We start from the raw sequence: 19272 nt of genomic DNA, 5'->3' as shown, positions 1-19272 counted from the left end.
ATTGTGAGGGATAAGGATTCGCTTGAACTCGGCCTCCAAGCCGACCGTATGTCAGAGGCCGAAGTGGCCCTGCGCCTGGCCGAGTTCATCCTGTCGCTTCCTCATTCGGGAGCGATGGCAAGTGTCGCGATCGATGGTGCCAGCATCAAGGTTGGCGACCCAATTGTCTTCGACATCGGCCGCTTCATGGCTTGGACTGGATGGGAGCAGATCAGGGAGCCGCAGTTCGGCCGGAGCGCGCGAACTGGCGCTTACCGACGCAACGACAAGACCATCCGGGTGCACTCGCGACCAGGTGAGGGCGACGTCGTCGCCCAATGCAAGAAGGGTCCACTGGTCCGAAAGCCTGGAGGTCTGGAATATGCATTGCTCACCGCCGCACTCGGGCAGGCGCTGTTGTTCGATGTCTCTGCCGATGACATCGTGGTCACAGCGGTTCCCGACACACCTGTCTTCCGCAAGCTCGCGGAGATTTGGCGAAGCCGTCCACTCGTAAGGCGAGCCGGCATCCGCATTGCCCTTGTGGCCCGTGACGGCGCGGTCTCCGGGCTGGATTTGTGACCGGCACAAGATGCGGTGGCGCACGCTGGAGTGAGCTCTCCCTCGCCCTGACCAGATCTCGGAAGGCTCGTTGTGAATTGCTCGCCTACGACGCCAGAGCGTCACGCCGAATTCTGACGGGTTGCGCCTGGACGTAGACGAGCCTCCGGTGCCAGTCGCACCAGCTTGATCCCTCGGGTGTCGGGGCTCCGCAGCAAATCGCATGACGAGGATCATCAGAGACGATGTAGCGGCACTGCCGCATTCCAATCTTGAGCAGTTTCGTCCGTTGCCTGGGATCTGGCTCTTGCATGACGGACATCTTTGCACGCTCGCTTGTCTCAACGGAAGTCGCGTTTTGCTACACGGATGGCGGGCACCTCAGCCTGCTGCTCGGGGATCCCACTAGGAGGCGCATCGACAATCTTCCTCGGCCCGCCGCGCAAGCGATCGCGTCTCCATCGTTCCCGACGAGAGGATGCCCCGGATGGAGTGAAGCCTGCGCATTCGATAGCGGTGCTGCTTGGAAGAGTCCGGGGAAGGGTCATCATCCCGGAAAGACAATCCCGAGAAGAGACGACTCTGAATGTTCGGGTGGGTGAGGCAGGGAACAAGAAAAATCCCAAAAAGGACATGCCACGGTAAGGCGCCACAGCCGGCGCGGCACGGGTCAGTCCGACCTCGTCACAGTGAGCCCAGGACGTTCGTTCCTGACGAGCGCGGGCTCATCATCCATCAAACCACAGACGAAATGAACTCTATGACCACTGGTGAAAACACCACTGAAGCCCGCCTGCAGGCGTTCCTGGCCAAAGCCAAGGACGGCATCTCCGGGCAGGATGCCGCCATCGATGCGCTCGCGGCCGAACTGTCCCGCCGCCTCGAGACCCGCTCCGACCACCGCCCGCTGGCCGTCCTTCTGCTCGCCGGACCGGATCGGTCCGGAACCAAAGCCGACCTTGTGGAGGTGCTGGCTGACGCGCTGGATGTCCCAATTCACCAGTATGACCTCTCCCCACCCTGGGGCGAGGAAGACGCACTCATCTTTGGGCTCAATCCCGGCGTGCCTGCCTGGCTGTCGCTGCAGCAGAGCCTGACCGACCACCCTCGCGCCATCGTGGCGCTCAAGGCCGTCGAGCAGGCGCATCCGACCGTCCTCAGCCGCCTCCAGGCCGCCTGGACCAGCGGTCGTCTGGTAGAGCCGTCCGGCACGGAGGTGGCGACAACCGGGGCCATCTTCATCCTGACCACCGAGCTGGGGCAGGGAGCGGTGGGCCAGCTGGCCCGCCAGGAGACCGATCCGGATCGGCTGCATGTGGCGGCCGTGAAGCTGCTCGCCGATGCGGGCTTTCCCATTCCGGTGCTGCGCAGCATCGATGCGGTGATCGGCCTGAGGAGCCACACGCCAGGGGAGCTGACGCGGGAGTACCGCCGTCAAATTGCAGAGCAGGTCCGCGCGCATGGCCTGGTGCTGGCAGACGGCGGCATTGATGCCCGCATTGTCACCGATCTCATGGCGCCGGCAATCGGTCCCTATGTGGAAGGGGAGTGGGCGGTGAGAGATCGCCTCGATGCGGATCTTGTCCGCGCCAAGGCTGAGGGTGCCGAGACCGTCCGGCTGGTGCTTGGTGATGACGGCATCCTGGTCGTGCCGGTGGACCGGTCGGTTCAGAAGGAGCCACAATCGTCACCGGGCTCGGCCGGTCAGGAGGGCTCGGGCGATGAGTAGGGTAGACCTCGACGCAGCGGCGCGGCTCGAGGCTCATGCCCTCCTCGACCGGCTCGTTGAGGACGGCGAGACCTTCGCGCGTGACGACGCCGTTCGGCTGATCGGGCTGATTCCGGTGGCGCCGCGCCGGCGCTTTTCGTTCACCGGCGTGTTCAAGAGCCGGGGCCCGGGCTTGCGCGGGCAGGCCGCCGGGATCGGCGATGTCGAGGTGGGCGGGGAGGGCAGGGAGAAGCAGGTGTCCTGGAACGCTCCGTCGGTTCACCGGATCGGGGGCTACCGGGTGACCCACACGCCCGGCCAGATCGCGATCGAGCTGATGTGGGCTGTGACGCAGGAGGAGCAGTCGGGCCAGAGCTGTCTGCTCCTGTACGATCCGGCCACCGGAGAGCCGCAGGCGATGCAGATCGCGGTCCAGAAGACCCTGACGCTGCTGTTCATCCGCCTAGCCTATGTGTCCTATGTGCCCTGGAAGAAGCCGGGCGCCGCGCGGGCAGGGCAGGGCTGATCGGCCAATCACCGGCAGGCTGTTTACGGATCTGCCAGAATCGCCATGTCTGGCCGCTTGGTGTCGCCACCGCGTTCCTCCATGTGCCCGCTTAGATGTGGAGCTACGCCTACCGCCGCCTCCGAAAGCACCTGAGGCAGTGGTGAAGGCCTCAGCCTAACCCACTCACACTGAAAGGCGGCTCGTCTCGCGACGGCCGCCTTTCTTGATGGCTGCTCCCTCAAATCTTAGGGAGGGAAGGGTCTGAACCGAAGACGCTCAGGGAAGTTCTTCGGCTCTCCGGCCCAGGACCGGACATCCGGAACCACGTTGGATACTCGTGAAGCAACTTTGTAACTTACATAGCTGAAGGTTGCTCCAGCTCTTGGCGCAGTTGCCCACCCTATAAATGATCTCAGCTTCTCCTGTCATCCAGCTTCTGGGGAGGTCCTCTTGGCGTACCTCGCGCAGGTCGCGTCGGCCACCGTGGGGGTGACGGAGTGGCTGGCTTATTGGTGCTCGGTAATCTCCTGAGTCGCTGCCTCCGTGAACCCATCTATACTGCTGGGTAGATATTGGGATGTTGTTCTCCTTCATCGCCATGCTGGGCTTGATGTGTACCTGCGGTGCGCCACTGGCTTCACTTAGTCTTCCTGCAGGAGGTCGTTTGGCGTACTACCGAGAATGGCGTCTTGGCCGAGACTTGGCTCGACATCAGCCATCACTCTTAGCAATTTGGAATTTTGGGCTCAGATCCCGGCTGCGGGGAGCTTATTCAGTTCACGCTGCCGGGTGTTTTGATTGTGCGAGAATGATGCCGTCGGAGAGGATTGTCCGCTCTAGGAGGGATCCGTTTCGTCTGGGACTACCGGCAAAGTAAGGTCTTTGCCAGTTAGGTCCTTGTAGAGATCCTTCATGACCTCATGATCGCGTGCCGTTGTCCTGCGCTCAATCAGCTTGACCAGGTAGTCTTTGCGGCTCTGGTGTTCACCAACTTCGTCTAAGAACCAAGTGCCGATGAGAAGCTTCTGTCGTATGGCGTCTTTACGCTGCTGGGATCTATCCTGGCCACGCACACGACGCTCAATCGCTAGCCGCTGCTTGCGCAGGGCTTCCTCTTTCTTTTTATAAGCCTCGGCTCGGTCCTTAAGAGAACGAGCTGGCCTCTCCCTGGAAGCCGTTTTCTTTTTAGGCTTGCCTTCCTGGTCTACCGTACCCTCAGGAGATGCGTCGGTATCGCTCTCCCTTCCCCCTTTGTCTGCCATGATCTACTCCCTGCTTGCCAACACTGCTAAGCTTAGCTATTCTAGCCTAAGGGCGCAGTTATGCAAAGTTGTCGGCATGGTACTTAGTTAAAAGGGCATTGCTCGCCATTGAATTCACTCTGGTAAGACGCATGGCTCTCGCTCGCTATGAACTCGGTACTATCTCCCGGTCTGCTGGTCGTTCCGCGACGGCCTCAGCGGCATACATCTCCTGCGGCCTTCTTCGCGATCGGACAACTGGCGAGATCCACGACTATCGCAAGAAGCGGGGACTGTCCTACGACTTCACTATATTGCCCAGTGGCGATAACACGGATCGTGAGGAATTGTGGAATCTCGCTGAAGCGGCTGAGCATCGCAGCAACTCAGTTGTTGCTCGCTCACTCGATATCGCGCTTCCGCATGAGGCCGACGCGGGGGAACGGCAGATCATAGTGTCTGCTCATGCTCTGTATCTCGCGAAGAAGCATTGCGTGGCGGTCGACGTCGCCATTCACGAGCCGCCTGAGGAGGGTGATCCACGAAATTGGCATGCCCATTTTTTGTTCACGACCCGTAAAGTCGAAGTCGCTCCATCGGGCCAGATAAAGTTCGGGAACAAGACGCGTGAGCTGGACGATCGAAAAACCGGTGCCGAACACCTCAATGAGTGGAAGCGAGCGTGGGAAGAAACGGTCAACAAATGGCTGGAAAAGAAAGGTGTCGTGATCTCACTGAAAAGCCTGAAGGACCAAGGCATCGATCGCACGCCGGGCCAACATCATGGTCCAGCACTCACTGCACTTCGCCGCAAGGAACGTAGGCTTCGGAAGGAGCGCCGCAAACTCTATATCACTGATGATAAATCCCGTCGGGTTGAGCTGGCGAAACTCCGCCGTCTTTCTCACAATCCAAGTGTCGAGGCGCCTATCCTGCCAGATGCATTGCCGGAGCCGACGCAAACCCCTGAGCAGCCTCAGGTCCCTGTCAAGCTCGGAACACCGACACTGTTCTGGGATCCGAAGCCGCTGGCTCAGGCTGCAGGATCTGCCACTCCGGCTGTAACCGGAATGACCCCCAAGCCTAGGCCAGAGCCCGCTCCTGTACCGGTTTCGCCTGCTGCGCTACCCAATCAGGCGCCCGCGCCTTCCACAGTGGCGCCCAATCTCGACCTAAATGTGCAGGCTCAAGAAGTTGCGCCAGACATCCAAGAAGCTGTCCCATCCGTCGCTGTAAAGTCAGTGGTAGCCCCCGCTCCTGAAGCAGACCAGACAGTCGATCAAGCACTGGTACATGAGGACCAGGCGCCAACGGCAGCGACGCCTATTCATGAAAAACGGTTTGTTGCGCCTCAATCGCCGGCACAGATTGAGCGTCCACAAATGTCACGCCCGACCACGCCGCCGCAAGTGGAGCGAACTCAGCCCGATCCGGTAGCAGCGCCACCCGTCTCGTCTAGACCAGCTGTCCCGAAGTTTGATCCACTCTGGAATTCAAATCGCAAACCTCGCAGCCTCCAGATGAAGCAAGCTGCTGCAACTATATTGCTGGCGTCGGAGACTGGGAACAATCACCTGCTTCAAGCTGCAGGAGCTTTGATCGTGGCTCTGCTAAAGCTGAAAGCCGTTACTCGTGCGACTGCTTTGAAGGAAATTATTCCTGGTCTTGTCGAGTGGGCTCGAACCAGCGGAGATCGCTCCAAGCTTCCGAGGCCATACACGACACCTGAACAATGTGATGAAGCGCGCAGAAATTTCGAGCGAAACCAAGGTGGCTTTGGCCGTTGAGCCGGCGTCGCTCCGATTGAGCATCCTCCCAGATCCCCGCTCCATGCCGACACATTAGGCTTGACCAGTCTTGGATGTTCAGACGACTTTCTTAGCAATAGAGCTTCGTTCGAGGGGCTAGGAACGAAGCGAAGCAAAGAACATGATGTCTGCACCTGATACCGTCGCACCTGCCGCTGAGCGCCTTCACAATCTTCTGGGATACGTCGAGCAAGTGGTCCGGCTGGATGAGCGGCCGGCCCTGCGGCTGTCTGAGCATCGGCTTCCGACCGGACAGACCTTTGTGCTGCACCAGCACGAACTGCATGCCATGCCTGGGGTCCGTCATGACCTGGTGGACGAGGATGGCCCGGTGTGGCTGGCCGTGGAGCGCCTCCGGCGCAGTGATCCTCCCGCACCGCCAGAACTCGCGGCAGATTGGCTGGAGATCTCCCCTGATCCAGAGCGAGAGCCGAAACTGCGGGAATACCTGCTTCGGACGGTAACGGAGACGGAGCGGGATGAACTTCTGGCCTCCGGAGCCGTGCGACCGGAGGATGTTACAGAGGCCATCAAGAAGGACGAGGCCATTCCGCGCTGGGACGTGCGCTTGCGCCTGGAGGATCGCCCCGACGTTAGGAGCGCCGCCGAGACGTGGATCACCGAACAATGGTTGCCCTGGTCGATGACTGAACGTCCGGTTCGCCGATCACTGGCGTTGTATCAGAGGCTGTTTGAGGTCACCCAACTCGCCGAACTCGGAGGGGGCGACAAATCCTTCGAACTCGTTTGGGGCATGGGGCTCTCTCGCTGGCTCAGGGATGGCAATGAGGTCGACCTGCCTCTGGTTGAGCATCTCGTGGAAATCGAGATCGACGATCTTGCCGGCGGTGAGATCAAGGTTCGCCCCCGGACCGTCACAGCCAGCGTCAACATGCGCCCGTTCGAAGACCTAGGTGTCGAAGGGGCTTCCCTAGCCTTGGACGCATCCCGGCGGGCGATCGCAGCTGTTGATGCGGACGAAGGTGTTTCGCCTTACCGGCGCGAGGGGTTCGAGCCTATCCTTCGGGCCTGTCAGGCCCGTCTGGATGCCGAAGGCGTATATTTGCCCGATCGCCAGGTAGTGGCACCCGATCAGCCTGTGCCTGTGGCCAGCGAACACCTGACCGTCTCCGACCGTTGGGTTCTGTTTGCCCGCAGACGATCCGACAGCTTCATTCTGGCCGACCTCGAGAACCTGAAGAAGTCGGTCGAGAAGGCTGCCGAAGAGGGTTCGTTGCCGGGACCGGCCCAGACCCTCGTGATGGGGCCCTCCACCGCGAAGCCAGATGATATCTGGACTCCACTGGGAAATCGCGTCGGCGAGACCACCGGCGGGACAGCGGAGGCGGCGCCTCAACCTGAGGCTATGGACCTTTTCTTCCCCAAGCCCTTCAACGATGACCAGATCGAGATCGTCCGGCGCTTGGAAGGCACCGATGGCATTGTCGTCCAGGGACCACCCGGCACGGGCAAGACGCACACGATCTCCAACATCATCTGCCACTACATGGCCACCGGCCGGCGGGTTCTGGTGGTGTCGCATGGGGAGCCCGCCCTTGCAGTTCTGCGAAACCAGCTGCCCGAAGGGGTCCGGGATCTCGCGATCAGCATCACGGCCACAGAGCGTGAAGGGTTCAAACAACTCGAGACGGCCGTGCGCCTCCTGCAGTCGGTCGTCGAGAGCATCAAGCCCAGCGAGCAGTCGCGTCTGATCCGTGACCTGGAAGCCTCCGTGGTCGGGCTCCGGACCCGACTTGAGGAGGTCGACAAGGAAATAGAGCGGTTCGCCCTGTTGCAGCTCGCCCCGACCGGAGCTGGTGAGCGGCCTGCGGAGATTGCAAAACGGATTGTTTCCTCGGCAGAGCAATACAGGTGGTTTGAGGATCGCCCAGAGCAGTCCGCGCAGGACGCCGGTCTGTCCGACGACGAGATCTCCGCTCTTCGAGCGGCACGTGTGACCCTGGGTTCCCGGCTCGAGCACCTGGATGTGGTGCTCCCGTCAGTTGAGGATCTGCCCGACGCGGAGGTCATTGCCCGGCTGCATGAGGACCTCGTCCGGTCCGAGCGCTTCGCGGAGGCGGCTGCACGAGATGGTTCGCTGACAATCCGCATCGGATCCGCTGGTGCCATCGCGCAGGCGCTGCGGGGAGCCGAAGCCCTTGAGACCCTCCAGCGTGTTCAGACGCTCACCCAGGCCAATCCCTGGCTTGAGCCAGTGGCTCAGCATGCGATTGCTGGTGAGCGAGGAGCCGGCGCGCTCGATCTGCTCCTTCGGTTTGCGCAGGACGCGAAGCCGATTGTCGAGGAGCGCAAGCGCTACCTGGCCCAGCCGGTGGAACTGCCTGATACCTTCGAGCTTGCGGCCGGTGAGGCGACCCCATTGATTGGCCGCCTCGCTAACGGAGAGGAAGTCTTTGGCTTCTTTGCCTTTCGCGAGAAGGCACTCCGGCCGGTTGTGCAGGCCATCAAGGTGCAAGGGCGCACACCAGCTGCTCGTGAGGACTGGGATCACATTCGCCAGTACCTCATCTGGCGGGATCAAGTCACTTCATTGAGCGTCCGGTGGCGGGCGCTGGCTGAGGAGATTGGTGCTCCGTCTGCAGGGTCGGCGCGGGAGATCGAACAACTCGTTAGTCTCCTTGGTGCTATCCTCGTGGAGGGAGCTGGCGCCATGCGCGCGCTGGAGGAGGTCTTCGGCCAAGTCGTACCTGGGGCGATCTCGCCTCGGGATCTCTGGCGCAATCCTGCTCGGATGGAATATGTCGAGGAGGCGCTTCGGAATGCGGCGGCCTCCGCACAGCTCGCCGCTGCGCGCGTTGAAGTGTCCCGGCTCGAGGGGCTCTTCTCGGATGCATCAGGCAAGATCGGAAAACTGGCTCGTGACCTGCTGGGCGAGGCGATTGGCCGATCCGATATCGAGGTGGAAACCATCGCCCGCCTCTGGGGTGCCTTAAGGCGTCAGATCGATGACCTGAACCAGCACAAGAACCATCTGGCGCTTGTCCGTACCGTGACGGGCCGGATCCGCGAAGCGGGAACTCCTCTCTGGAGCCGTCGGCTGTCCACAGAACCAGTCGAAGGCGAAACGGATGCCTTGATCCCCGTCGACTGGCGTGAGGCATGGGACTGGGCCGCCGCCTCCGCTTATCTGGCGCGGATCGATGACCGGAACCGGCTGCATAGCCTGGCCGAGGAACGGGTCCGCCTTGATGCGGAAATCAGAAAGACCTTCGAACGGGTAGTGCGCGAGCGGACCTTCTATGAGCTCGGCCGGTCCATGTCTGGGCCGGTTCGCTCTGCGCTGATGATGTTTGCCACAGCTCTGCGCAGGACCGGTAAGGGCACCGGCAAGGGGGCTGTCCGGCACCGCCGCGACGCCCGCAGTGCCATGGCCCAGTGCTACGACGCCATTCCGTGCTGGATCATGCCGACATGGCGCGTTGCAGAGCAGCTACCCGGTGAGGTCGGCTCGTTCGACCTCGTCATCATGGACGAGGCCTCCCAATCAGACATTCGTGAGGTCCCGGCACTCCTTCGTGGCAAGAAGATCCTGGTTGTCGGCGACGACAAGCAGGTGAGCCCGACAGCGGCCTTCATTGAGAATGCCAAGATCGACCGCCTGGAGAACGGCTTTCTCAAAGGGCAGCCCTTCAAGACGCTTCTGCTGCCAGGAGCCTCACTCTACGACCTCGCCAAGGTCATGTTTCCAGACAAGCTGGTGATGCTCAAGGAGCACTTCCGCTGCGTCGAGCCGATCATCCGGTTCTCCATGCAGTTCTACCCTGAGCCGTTGGTGCCCTTACGTGTGCCTACAGCGCATGAGCGGCTCGATCCGCCGCTCGTCGACATCTACGTGCCGGACGGGCGCCGCCAGGGCGACAAGCAGAACCCGCGGGAAGCTGAGGTCATCGTCAGTGAGGTCCGCAAGATTGTTGAGGATCCCGCCCTTGCTCGTATTGAGGCCCAGGACCGCTGGCGTACGATCGGCGTGGTGTCGCTGATTGGAGCAAAGCAGGCTGCCCTCATCAACCGCATGCTTCTCGATGAACTTGGGGAAGATCTGATGATGCGCCACCGTATCGCCTGCGGTGACAGCGCCACCTTCCAGGGCAATGAGCGCGATATTGTCTTCCTGTCCATGATCGCAGATCCCAACAGCAAGCAGGCGCAGACCGCAGCCCAGTTCGAGCAGCGCTTCAACGTCGCGCTCTCACGTGCCCGCGACCGTCTCGTGCTCGTTCGGTCAGTGCGTGAGGAGGAGCTCAAGCCTGAGGACCTGAAGGCGCGGGTGATCCGCCATTTCCGTGACCCGATGGCCGGTGCTGCTACGCCGACGGGTGACCTTGAGGCTATGTGTGAGTCGGACTTCGAGCGGGAGGTGCTGCGGCGTCTTCTGGAGCGCGGCTACCGGGTCACTCCGCAGATCGGTGCCATGGGGTACCGCATTGACCTTGTTGTCGAGGGAGCGAACGGACGGCGCCTGGCCGTCGAGTGTGATGGGGATCAGTACCATGGTCCGGAGCGCTGGGCGGACGATATGCGCCGTCAGCGCATCCTGGAGCGGGTCGGGTGGCGCTTCTGGCGCTGCTGGGCGTCGAGTTTCACGCTCGACCCCGATGGTTGCATGCACGATCTGTTCGCGACCCTGGAACGCCATGGAATTGAGCCAAGCGACAGTGCTGCCAGCGGTGGGGTTTTCACAGCCCACATCACGGCACCGGCAGCACAGGCGAAAGGCATTACGTTTGAGCCAGAGGCCGAGCAGCAATCCCCACCTCAGACTCAGACGCGTAGTGAGATAAACGCCAAGAACAATGAAAAACTCGCCGAATCTTCGCATGGAATCCGTGTGGGAGACCGAGTTGTCATCAGATACCTCGACGATAATAAGTCAGCGACATTAACATTGAGCCCTACCCGTGACGATCTGACGAATGGCTTCTTGGCTGTGAATTCTCCGCTGGGGAGGGAATTGGTTGGGCTGACTGAGGAGGATGAGACTGATTTCGAAGTGAACGGTCGTATGAGGCGTGTCCTCATTGTGCGAACCGAGAGGTCAGTCGCAGGTCACTAGATACCTCGATTGGCTTCCCTCCTGAGGGCGTGTCAGCTCTTGCTCTGCCGGTATGTCGCAATGTTTCACTCAATAGGTGCCCCTTTTTGCCTTAGGACTATATTGGCTTGACGAGTTTCGTAGCTAATGATCGTCTGATCCGATCAATTGACTGGGGGCTCCATGAGCGTAGAAGAAAAGCTCCGCATACTTGCGGAAAGGGTTAAGTCTCATTCAAGCGCGATGATCACTGAGGAGGCCGTTAAGACGGCAGTGATTTTGCCATTCTTGAGCGCTTTGGATTACGACGTCTTCAATCCGCATGAGGTCATTCCTGAGTACACGGCGGACGCGGTCGGGAAGAAAGGCGAAAAGGTCGACTACGCTATCAAGGTTGATGGAGCGATTCGGATATTGATCGAATGCAAACCAATCTCCACCAACTTGGATAAGGTCCACCTCGCACAGCTTTACCGGTACTTCTCTGTAACAGAAGCCAGGTTTGCGATCCTAACTAATGGCCGGACCTTCCATTTCCACACAGACCTTGAGGCGCCCAACAAGCTTGATGAAAGACCGTTCTTAACGTTCGACCTCTCCGATCTGCAGGGACAACTGACTCACGAGTTGAAAAAGTTTGCTAAGAGCGAGTTCAGCATCGACAACATCCTGCAGACCGCCCATCAACTAAAATACACCTCGGCGATCAAGAAGGAGATTGTCGCGCTGATGGAGGCACCTTCGGAAGATTTCGTCCGTCTTGTTACTGCGAATCTACAACTTGGACGTTTCACGGCCGCTATTCGTGAACAGTTCACGCCAATGGTGAAAACGGCCTTCAGAGAGATCATTCGTGACTCCGTGCAGGCACGGTTGTCGACTGCACTTGCGGATACGGAAGCGGCCGATGTAGCTGCCGAACCGCCGCCGGTTGAGGCTGATGAAATCATTGCGACGACGGAGGAAGAGCGGGAAGGCTTCATGATCGTGCGCGCGATCATCCGGGATATCCTTAAGCCAGCTCGGGTAGTGATGCGGGATCAAAAGAGCTACTGCGGGATCTTAGTCGACGATAACAATAGACGTCCGCTCGCCCGTCTGCATTTTAACCGGAGTGTCAAGTACATCGGCTTGTTCGATGGAGAGAAGGAAGAGCGGGTCAAGATCGACACGCTAGATGAGATCTACGAACACGCTGAGCGTCTAAGAGCAACGGCTCAAGTTTATAGCGCGCCTTAAAAGACCATAGTTTACCCGGGGCCCGCTTGCTTCGGCTTGCGGGCTTTCTCTCGGCTACATCATTCTGATAGCAACGGCTCAATGGCGAGCTGAAATTGACGCTCGGAAGGCACGACATGTAAAATCTCTGCGTGTGGGTAAAGACGCCGGACCAAGGCAATCGTGGCATGGCGCTTGTCCTGAGGCATGCGGTACCCAAGGATTACACCATCCAGTTCAAGGGGATGGAACCTAACATCCTCGAAGGCCGCCTCTGGATTGCGCCCTGATCCAGACCAGATCCGCCATTCGTGCTCATACGACCAATCAGCAGATTTGGTGTAGATCAACCTGTCCAGAAACGGGCGGGGCTTGAGTTCGTCTCGGCCCGCAAGAAAGTCTGAGAGAAAGTCACCGTTGATCAGGACGGGTATGTCGGCGAGGTAATTTATCGGCCGCGCCATTTTCCAAGGGCTGTCGAGGTCGGGCGCATCGCGGAATCGGAGGGCGATCCCCTGATGGCTCGCCGCATAATGGGCCCACATCAGATTGCTAGTAGGATTGGAGCTCAAGCAGAGAATCTTGCTACTAGTGAGAATTTCTCGGGTCGCCTCTAGTAGGGGAGGCAAGGAATGTTTCATCTGCCCCAAAGTCTGATCGATAGCCTCCCCGATTTCCTGATCGAACTCTTCTCTCGACAATCGAGGGAAAATTCCGCGGACTGCTTTGATGAACGAGCCCAACTTGTTACCGGCCGGCAAGGCAGCCTCGCCGTAATGCTGCTCCCATAGCTTTTCGAGAGCTCGAGCCTTTACATCAGCGGGGTCGATCTCGATCCGTAGGCCGAACTGCATGTCATACGGATCATTCAGTGTGCCAGGCGTGGACCAGCGGAGCGTTCGGTTCTCTAAGACAATGTGCCCGAGATCATAGCCCATGTACTTATAAAGGTTGGCTACAGGCTGAGGCGGGGCGAGTTCAGACTCAGACATGATGGGCGCAGCAATAGGGGAGGGTCAGCGTAAATAACGCATCTTGCCAAGTAGAGGGAGACCCAAGCCGGCGCTAAAGGCAAGCTTGGCAGTTGTGTTTAGATTATAATCCTAAGTAGAGGTGTATCAGTGTTGCCTTATGTTTGGCTGCCTCTGCTGTTTTCGCGTTCTCAGCCGGCCAAGCAAGAGCCGGACCTTCAAACCAGACACAGGCCTTTACATCGGCTTTCCCCTATCCGCCTTCATAAGCAGGACAGGGTGGTTACGTCCGATTGTGCGGACCTCAAGCTTGGGAAACGAATGTTCACGTTCTTAGGTGATGCGGTAGTGATGTCGTTGCTAGCCCATGGTTTGTGCCGGCCCACAACCGGGGCAGTTGATCGTTGTTCGAGGCGCGTACGTCTGTCCTTGTCCGCTGGGCTTGCGATCAGATTCAGCAGGCTGGATAGCCAAGGAGTGGGTGCGATCCGCGGAAGCGACAATCCCAACCACTGCGGCAGCGGGATAGACGACACGCCGCGACTTGGCCGTAGTGCAACCGTGACTCGAGTCGGTGGAAAGTTGCCAAGCCAGCACATACATGCGGTTGGGTAGGGCAATGGCCACCTTGTAACAATGGCAAACGCCGGTGTATTTCGTGCTGGGGGTACATCCATGAATTGTGAGATTGAGTTTCTACCCGTCGGCACGGGATCGAAGGCGGGTGACGCCATCATCCTACGCTATGGATACGAACACGAATATCGGTTGATGCTGGTCGACGGCGGCCATGCAGCGACGGGCGACGAAATAGTCGCGCATCTGCGGAAGCATTTCGGTCCTACTCCCGTGCTGGAGCATGTGGTTCTGACCCATTCCGATGGGGACCACGCGTCCGGTCTGAGGACTGTTCTAAAGGAGATTCCGGTTCGGAATCTGTGGCTTCATATCCCGTGGGCGCATGCGACCGAAACTGTCCACTTGTTCGCCAATAAGCGTTGGACAGTCGTTGGGCTCGAGGCAGCGATAAAGAGGGAATACGATATCGTCGCCGAAATCGTGAACTTAGCACAGGCCGCCGGCTGCACGATTAACGCTGCCTTCCAGGGCGCGGATATCGGTCCGTTCCGGGTCTGCTCGCCGAGCAGGGAGGTCTACAACTACCTCCTGCCGCAATTTGATAGGACTCCCGATCCCGACCAAGCAGCGATCGGGGGCGTGCATATGTGGCTCGGTAAGGAAACGCTCGCTCAGAAGCTCTTCGAAGCAGCACGGGGCGCGGTCCAAAGCTGGACTACGGAAACCTGGGAACATGAGCGTTTGCAGGACGGTGGCATCACGAGCGCAAGCAACGAGTCAAGCGTTATCCTTTACGGCGCATTCGACAACGGCCAGCGTGTGCTTCTGACCGGCGACGCTGGCGTGAATGGCCTTCATTGGGCGGCCTATTACGCCGAGTCTATCGGCTTGCCCCTGCAGCAGTTTTCATTCGTCCAGATTCCACACCATGGCAGCCGGCGAAATGTGGGGCCGTCCGTTCTGACAAGGCTTCTCGGTCCGCCCCAGCGAAAGGATGCAACTCCACGGTTCACGGCGTTTGTGTCAGCGCCGGAGGACGATGCAACCCACCCGCGGCTGATCGTGCTCAACGCCTTCAAGCGACGGGGCGGTCGCGTCCACGCCACGCAGGGCAGGGGCAAAGTCCACTACGGAGGATTTTCAAAGCGCAACGGCTACGGCGATGCGCAAGAGTTGCCTTTCTATGACCGCGTTGAGGAATACACATGAGGGCAGTGCCTCCTAAGTCCCTCAAGGATCATAACCGCTGGCCGCTTTGGCTCACGATCGCGGGGAATTTCGCCGTCTTCTATGCCGTTGCCCAATCCGATGCGTTCATGTCTATTGGGCTTAAGGGCTTCATAACAGGCGCCGCCAATCTCCTGCCGGTCGGGCTTGCCCTCATAGTAACGTCTATTGCGAACGGTCTGCTAGATGCCGGGATGAAGGCTCGACTGGTGTTCTTGCGGTGGAACCATGCGCTTCCAGGCCACCGGGCGTTCAGCAAATATGCCCTCGCCGACCCGCGGATCGATCTTGCCCGCTTGAAGAAGTCCATGGGCAACAAGATGCCCGCGACGCCAGAGGACGAAAATCGTGCCTGGTATCGTATCTACAAAGAGATGGAGACGGATCCAGCCATCGCTCAGATCCACCGGGAGTTCCTATTCACCCGCGACTATAGCGCTTTCGCCTTTTTGTTCTTGATCGGGTTCGGGACCGCATCCTTTTTCCTCGTCGATGCAACGAAGGTGGCGCTCACATACTGCGCGTGCCTGCTGCTTCAATTCGTGATCGTCCGGCAGGCTGCCGCGACATACGGCGTCCGGTTCGTGACGACCGTGCTTGCCCGCAAAGCTGCCAAGGCTGCCCGGGCACTAACGAAGGCAACCAGCTAGCCGTTCGCCGCCGCTTGGTTCTAGAAAAGCGACGCAGTTTGTTAAGCTGCATCGCCTTATTTGGTTTTGGTTACGCCGTATTTACTTAACGGTCCACCGCGCGAGCATGGCGCAAGTCTTGAGCGACTGCCCATCCATTGGCATGGATAAAACTCGCGATGCGGCTCAACAACGTCGCCTATCACACCAGCTCCCAAACGGCGCTCCCCTCAACAAAGAGGCCCTACAGGTGTGAGCTGTGGGGCCTGAAAATGCAAAAGGTCAGTCTAATTGCCTTTCGAAAGCAGTCTATATGCCTGTTTTTAGGGTCTATATGCTTGTCGGGACATGTTCCGAAAACTAAATGTCTGACTCAAAATCAGGCTATCTCCCTGTGGCAGCGCCATCAAAAGACTGACCCTTGTTTCAAAAAAGACTGACTCTTCGGGATCCGTTTCACAGAAAAGCTCGACTCAAAGGGTGTGGTACCAGTCTTAAGAGCGAACGTCTGGTTCCTCGAGGTAAGCGGACCTTCCGATAGATCGGCTCTTCGGCTCGTTCTGACCCAGTGCTGCCCTTTCGCTGACCGTCTCACCAGTCTACGGAGGCGCTCTGATTTTGAACGCCACGTTCCGTAGTTTCCGTTTTTGGGAGATCCTGTCTGCAGGACGCTCAATCCCGATCATCCGTGAATTGAACGAGATCCCACAGGCTGCCGTACAGATCCTCGAACACAGCGACGATGCCGTAGGGAGCCCTCTTTGGCTCGCGAACGAACTTGATGCCCTGCTCAATCATCGCAGCGTAATCCCTCTGAAAGTCATCAGTCCGAAGGAACAGGAAAACGCGGCCACCAGCCTGGTTGCCGATGAATGTCTCCTGGTGGGGAGTGGAGGCGCGCGCCAGAAGCAACGACGTCGTTCCGTCGCCTTGGGGGCGTACGACAACCCAACGCTTGTCCTGCTCCGGCTGGTACGTGTCCTCGACCAGCTCAAACCGGAGCTTGTTGACGTAAAAGTCGATGGCCTCATCGTACTCGCGAACCACGAGAGCGATATGCGCGATGCTCTGCTTCAACTTGATCCCCTTTGTAAGACATATCCCGTTGAATCGGGAGGTTTCGATTTCGACTGGCTCCGAGTTAGCCTATGAGTGTCGTGGCGAGACGGTCCGAGTGTTCCCGAGCCGCCTCCCATCTTTTCAATTCGGCTCCGGCATTTCGGGCAGCAGCAGAAGCAAGCCGACAGACAAGGCATGGATCCCGCAGGTCACCGCGCTGAGGGCCCCCAAACCCTGGTTGATAAAAGGCGCGGCGACCATTGTGCCCAGACTGGTCGCGGCCAGAATGAAGAAGACGATCAGAGCCGAGCCACGAGCGCTGTTGGTGCCGGACGCAACGATCCCGCGATAGAACCCGAGCGGGCCACGAAGTCCCAGGCCGACGTTCATGGGCAGGAACAATGCCGGGAGCAGTGCGCTGTCGTTCCCGCCGGCGAGAGCATAGGCCAGGATCGTTACGGCGCTGGCCAGGGACATGGCCGTCCCGAGATAGATGATGCGCTCGGTGCCCCAGCGCTCGGCGCATCGAGAAGTCAGATTGGCCGCAACGATGAAGCCGAGGACGCCGCTCACCTGCATGGCAATGAAGTGATGCAGGGTGCCGCCCATGGTCCCCACAATCACGGCCGGGGCGCCGAAGACGAAGACAAGCAAGCCGGCCAGTGTCATCGCCTGTGACAGGGCATATCGCATGAACACCGGGTCGAGGAGGAGCGCACCGTAGCTACCCTGCGCACCATCCGCCTTCGGCTGTCGCGGCAGACCCAGCACGAAGATCAGCGCTGCCGCGACGATCGCAACGACACCTACAAGCTCGAACGAGCTTTGCCACCCGAACCTGGCGAGGAGAAAGAGGCCGAGGATCGGCGCGAGGGCAGGAACGAGGGACTCGACGCTGCCGAGAAAGCCAATGGCGCGAACGCCGGCCTTTTCGCTGAAGATCTGTCTGATGATGGCAGGCCCGAAGACAGGTGCGGCTGCCGATGCGGCGCCCTGAACAAAGCGCAGCACGATTAGTGCCCAAATACTCGGTGAGAGGGCGCAAGCCATCGATGCCATCGCAAAAACAACGAGCGAGGACACGACCAGAGTTCGCGGAGTCAGGCGATCCGCCAAGGCCCCGAAGAGCAAGAGCCCTATGGCCGTCCCGGCGACATAGGAGGCCAGCACAAGCTGAGCCGTGGCCTCGCTTGTCGCAAAGATCGCCGGCAGCGCAGGCACGGCCGGCAGGATGAGGTCGGTTCCTGCCAGGGACAGGACCGCGCAGAGCATCATCATGGAGAAGATGATTCCACGACGGGAGACGATCATTGGACCTTCCCGCCGATCTCGAGAAGATGCGAGCATGATCGAAACTGTCTTTGATGTCAGGAAGGCCGCTTGTTGCATCGTCTCCGGGCGGGAGAGGACGGCCTAGCCGAGTCCCGCTGCTATCCGGAGACGCACATAGGGAACGCGCCAGCCGGGCGACCGGCGCACGGAACATTGGCGGCAGCAATGTTCTGGATCAAAGACATTGGGATTAAATACCGAGATCAGGGCGTCGAGACAAGCCCCTATTTATCTGGTCGGCGCAAAGCATCGCGGAAAGCGCATCCGCACACACCGGTGTTCCAGACACAAAGTGTCGAACTCAGAACCCGGGCGCGGGGTTATAGCTTAGCAATTGGGCATTGGCGGCTTACAATCTTCTGGCAGAAGCGGAGTTGCAAAGTATGTCCGAGGCTCTTTCCAACACCATCATCTACCTCGTTGGCCCACCTGGTGTCGGTCAACACCCTTGCCGATCGTTGCATCAACGCGGCACCAGAGCCTGCAGCAATGCGCGGCGGAAGACCTGGGCAGCCGGCCCGAGCGGCTCATCCAGGCGATGGGCGACATAGGCCTCCGAGGTCAGCTGCCCCTTCCGGCCAAGTGTGTTGGTGGCGAGGCGCGTCAAACGGCCCTCGCGGATGTCACGCTCCACCTGCCACACCGGCAGGCGTCCCCACCCAAGGCCCGCCAGGATCATGGCATGCTTGGTGTCCTGGCTGCCGACGCGACAGGTCTGAGGCGAGAGGACGCCGAAGCTGCGCCCCTCCGATAAGGGCGTTGGATCAGACAAAACGATCTGGAGGTGGTCGGCCAGATCGGACACGCTGATTGCATCACCTTTCGGGCGCAGTGCCAACGGATGCCTGGATGAGACGACAGCCACCTGCTCGATGGACCCGATGGCCTCAAGGGCAATCCGCGGATCGCGGAAGTCCTCCCCAACCAGGATGGCCAGCGTGCTGCGCTTCTCAACCAGCGACGCAATGGGACCGCCCAGCGGCTCGACCGCCAAGCGGATGGAGACCGTGGGATACGCAATTCGCATCTCGGCCAGCGCAGCTCCGACAGCCGCAATGGGAAACAGGGTGTCGACAGTCAGGGAGAGTTCGAGTTCCACCCCCTCGCCGATACTGCGGGCACGGGCCCGCATCGCATCGACCCTGAGGAGAATGTCACGGGCGTTAGCCAACAGAGCCTGCCCTTCAGGGGTCAGCACCGGGCGGTGCCCAGCGCGATCAAACAATGCTACCCCGAGTTCAGCTTCCAAATTGGCGATCGCATGGCTGACCGCGGACTGGACCCGCGACAGCCGTGCAGCGCCCGAGCGGAAGCTGCCGCTTTCCGCCACCGTCACGAAGATCCGTAGTTGATCCAGCGTCAACACATCCAGCATGATCTATCCAATCGATCAAACCCA

13 protein-coding genes and 1 pseudogene are annotated in these 19272 nt (G+C 59.6%); 8 read left to right on the top strand and 6 right to left on the bottom strand.

The window, feature by feature from the left end; translation table 11 throughout:
- The first annotated feature begins 3 nt into the window (after positions 1-3).
- The gene (locus tag JQC81_RS21460; RefSeq protein ID WP_312887562.1) at positions 4-561 is read left to right on the top strand and encodes a hypothetical protein; all 558 of its coding nucleotides are present in this window, start codon (positions 4-6) and stop codon (positions 559-561) included.
- Between the two features lie 85 nt (positions 562-646).
- Here JQC81_RS21460 and JQC81_RS34425 read toward each other — a convergent pair.
- A pseudogene (locus JQC81_RS34425) lies at positions 647-883 on the bottom strand (GcrA family cell cycle regulator); the annotation flags it as partial.
- Positions 884-1300: 417 nt separating this feature from the next.
- On the opposite strand from JQC81_RS34425, the gene JQC81_RS21450 reads away from it, so the two are divergent.
- The gene (locus JQC81_RS21450) at positions 1301-2269 is read left to right on the top strand and encodes a P-loop NTPase family protein (protein ID WP_203273797.1); all 969 of its coding nucleotides are present in this window, start codon (positions 1301-1303) and stop codon (positions 2267-2269) included.
- Positions 2262-2774, top strand: a complete 513-nt coding sequence (locus JQC81_RS21445) for a hypothetical protein (RefSeq protein ID WP_203273796.1) — start codon at positions 2262-2264, stop codon at positions 2772-2774. Before JQC81_RS21450 ends, JQC81_RS21445 begins: the two co-directional genes overlap by 8 nt.
- 818 nt (positions 2775-3592) lie before the next feature.
- Here JQC81_RS21445 and JQC81_RS21440 read toward each other — a convergent pair.
- Entirely contained in the window at positions 3593-4018 is a 426-nt protein-coding gene (locus tag JQC81_RS21440) for a hypothetical protein (protein WP_203273795.1), read from the bottom strand.
- Positions 4019-4149: 131 nt separating this feature from the next.
- Here JQC81_RS21440 and JQC81_RS21435 point away from each other — a divergent pair, with 131 nt between their 5' ends.
- From JQC81_RS21435 to JQC81_RS21425, 3 genes are all read left to right on the top strand, one after another.
- Positions 4150-5784, top strand: a complete 1635-nt coding sequence (locus JQC81_RS21435) for a MobA/MobL family protein (protein WP_203273794.1) — start codon at positions 4150-4152, stop codon at positions 5782-5784.
- 142 nt (positions 5785-5926) lie between these two features.
- Complete coding sequence (locus JQC81_RS21430; protein ID WP_203273793.1) at positions 5927-10879, top strand: PDDEXK-like endonuclease domain-containing protein; 4953 nt, start codon at positions 5927-5929, stop codon at positions 10877-10879.
- A 162-nt stretch (positions 10880-11041) separates the two neighbouring features.
- A complete protein-coding gene (locus JQC81_RS21425) occupies positions 11042-12097 on the top strand; it encodes a type I restriction endonuclease (RefSeq protein WP_246520567.1) in 1056 nt (351 codons plus the stop codon).
- Between the two features lie 59 nt (positions 12098-12156).
- Here JQC81_RS21425 and JQC81_RS21420 read toward each other — a convergent pair whose 3' ends face one another.
- Positions 12157-13068: a DUF2971 domain-containing protein gene (locus JQC81_RS21420; RefSeq protein ID WP_203273792.1), complete on the bottom strand. Its 912-nt coding sequence runs from the start codon at positions 13066-13068 to the stop codon at positions 12157-12159.
- A 654-nt stretch (positions 13069-13722) separates the two neighbouring features.
- On the opposite strand from JQC81_RS21420, the gene JQC81_RS21415 reads away from it, so the two are divergent.
- Complete coding sequence (locus tag JQC81_RS21415; protein ID WP_203273791.1) at positions 13723-14835, top strand: MBL fold metallo-hydrolase; 1113 nt, start codon at positions 13723-13725, stop codon at positions 14833-14835.
- Entirely contained in the window at positions 14832-15503 is a 672-nt protein-coding gene (locus JQC81_RS21410) for a hypothetical protein (RefSeq protein ID WP_203273790.1), read from the top strand. The genes JQC81_RS21415 and JQC81_RS21410 overlap by 4 nt, the downstream gene beginning before the upstream one ends.
- 651 nt (positions 15504-16154) lie before the next feature.
- On the opposite strand, the gene JQC81_RS21405 is transcribed toward JQC81_RS21410, so the two are convergent.
- The 3 genes from JQC81_RS21405 to JQC81_RS21395 form a co-directional block, all read right to left on the bottom strand.
- Positions 16155-16559: a VOC family protein gene (locus tag JQC81_RS21405; RefSeq protein ID WP_203273789.1), complete on the bottom strand. Its 405-nt coding sequence runs from the start codon at positions 16557-16559 to the stop codon at positions 16155-16157.
- Positions 16560-16682: 123 nt separating this feature from the next.
- Positions 16683-17852: an MFS transporter gene (locus tag JQC81_RS21400; RefSeq protein ID WP_203273788.1), complete on the bottom strand. Its 1170-nt coding sequence runs from the start codon at positions 17850-17852 to the stop codon at positions 16683-16685.
- 484 nt (positions 17853-18336) lie between these two features.
- Positions 18337-19248 (bottom strand): LysR family transcriptional regulator, encoded by a 912-nt coding sequence (locus tag JQC81_RS21395; RefSeq protein ID WP_203273787.1) that lies wholly within the window; start codon positions 19246-19248, stop codon positions 18337-18339.
- Positions 19249-19272: the final 24 nt, after the last annotated feature.

The organism is Microvirga arabica (genome assembly GCF_016811235.1).
Lineage (GTDB): Bacteria > Pseudomonadota > Alphaproteobacteria > Rhizobiales > Beijerinckiaceae > Microvirga > Microvirga arabica.
Note: the sequence above shows the minus strand (reverse complement) of the source record. Positions and strands in the feature narration are given on the sequence as shown.

Coding starts and splice junctions, on each gene's coding strand:
- JQC81_RS21445 (WP_203273796.1), top strand. CDS start 2,262: ATGAGTAGGGTAGACCTCGACGCAGCGGCGCGGCTCGAGGCTCATGCC.
- JQC81_RS21420 (WP_203273792.1), bottom strand. CDS start 13,068: ATGTCTGAGTCTGAACTCGCCCCGCCTCAGCCTGTAGCCAACCTTTAT.
- JQC81_RS21415 (WP_203273791.1), top strand. CDS start 13,723: ATGAATTGTGAGATTGAGTTTCTACCCGTCGGCACGGGATCGAAGGCG.
- JQC81_RS21425 (WP_246520567.1), top strand. CDS start 11,042: ATGAGCGTAGAAGAAAAGCTCCGCATACTTGCGGAAAGGGTTAAGTCT.
- JQC81_RS21430 (WP_203273793.1), top strand. CDS start 5,927: ATGATGTCTGCACCTGATACCGTCGCACCTGCCGCTGAGCGCCTTCAC.
- JQC81_RS21440 (WP_203273795.1), bottom strand. CDS start 4,018: ATGGCAGACAAAGGGGGAAGGGAGAGCGATACCGACGCATCTCCTGAG.
- JQC81_RS21435 (WP_203273794.1), top strand. CDS start 4,150: ATGGCTCTCGCTCGCTATGAACTCGGTACTATCTCCCGGTCTGCTGGT.
- JQC81_RS21400 (WP_203273788.1), bottom strand. CDS start 17,852: ATGATCGTCTCCCGTCGTGGAATCATCTTCTCCATGATGATGCTCTGC.
- JQC81_RS21410 (WP_203273790.1), top strand. CDS start 14,832: ATGAGGGCAGTGCCTCCTAAGTCCCTCAAGGATCATAACCGCTGGCCG.
- JQC81_RS21395 (WP_203273787.1), bottom strand. CDS start 19,248: ATGCTGGATGTGTTGACGCTGGATCAACTACGGATCTTCGTGACGGTG.
- JQC81_RS21450 (WP_203273797.1), top strand. CDS start 1,301: ATGACCACTGGTGAAAACACCACTGAAGCCCGCCTGCAGGCGTTCCTG.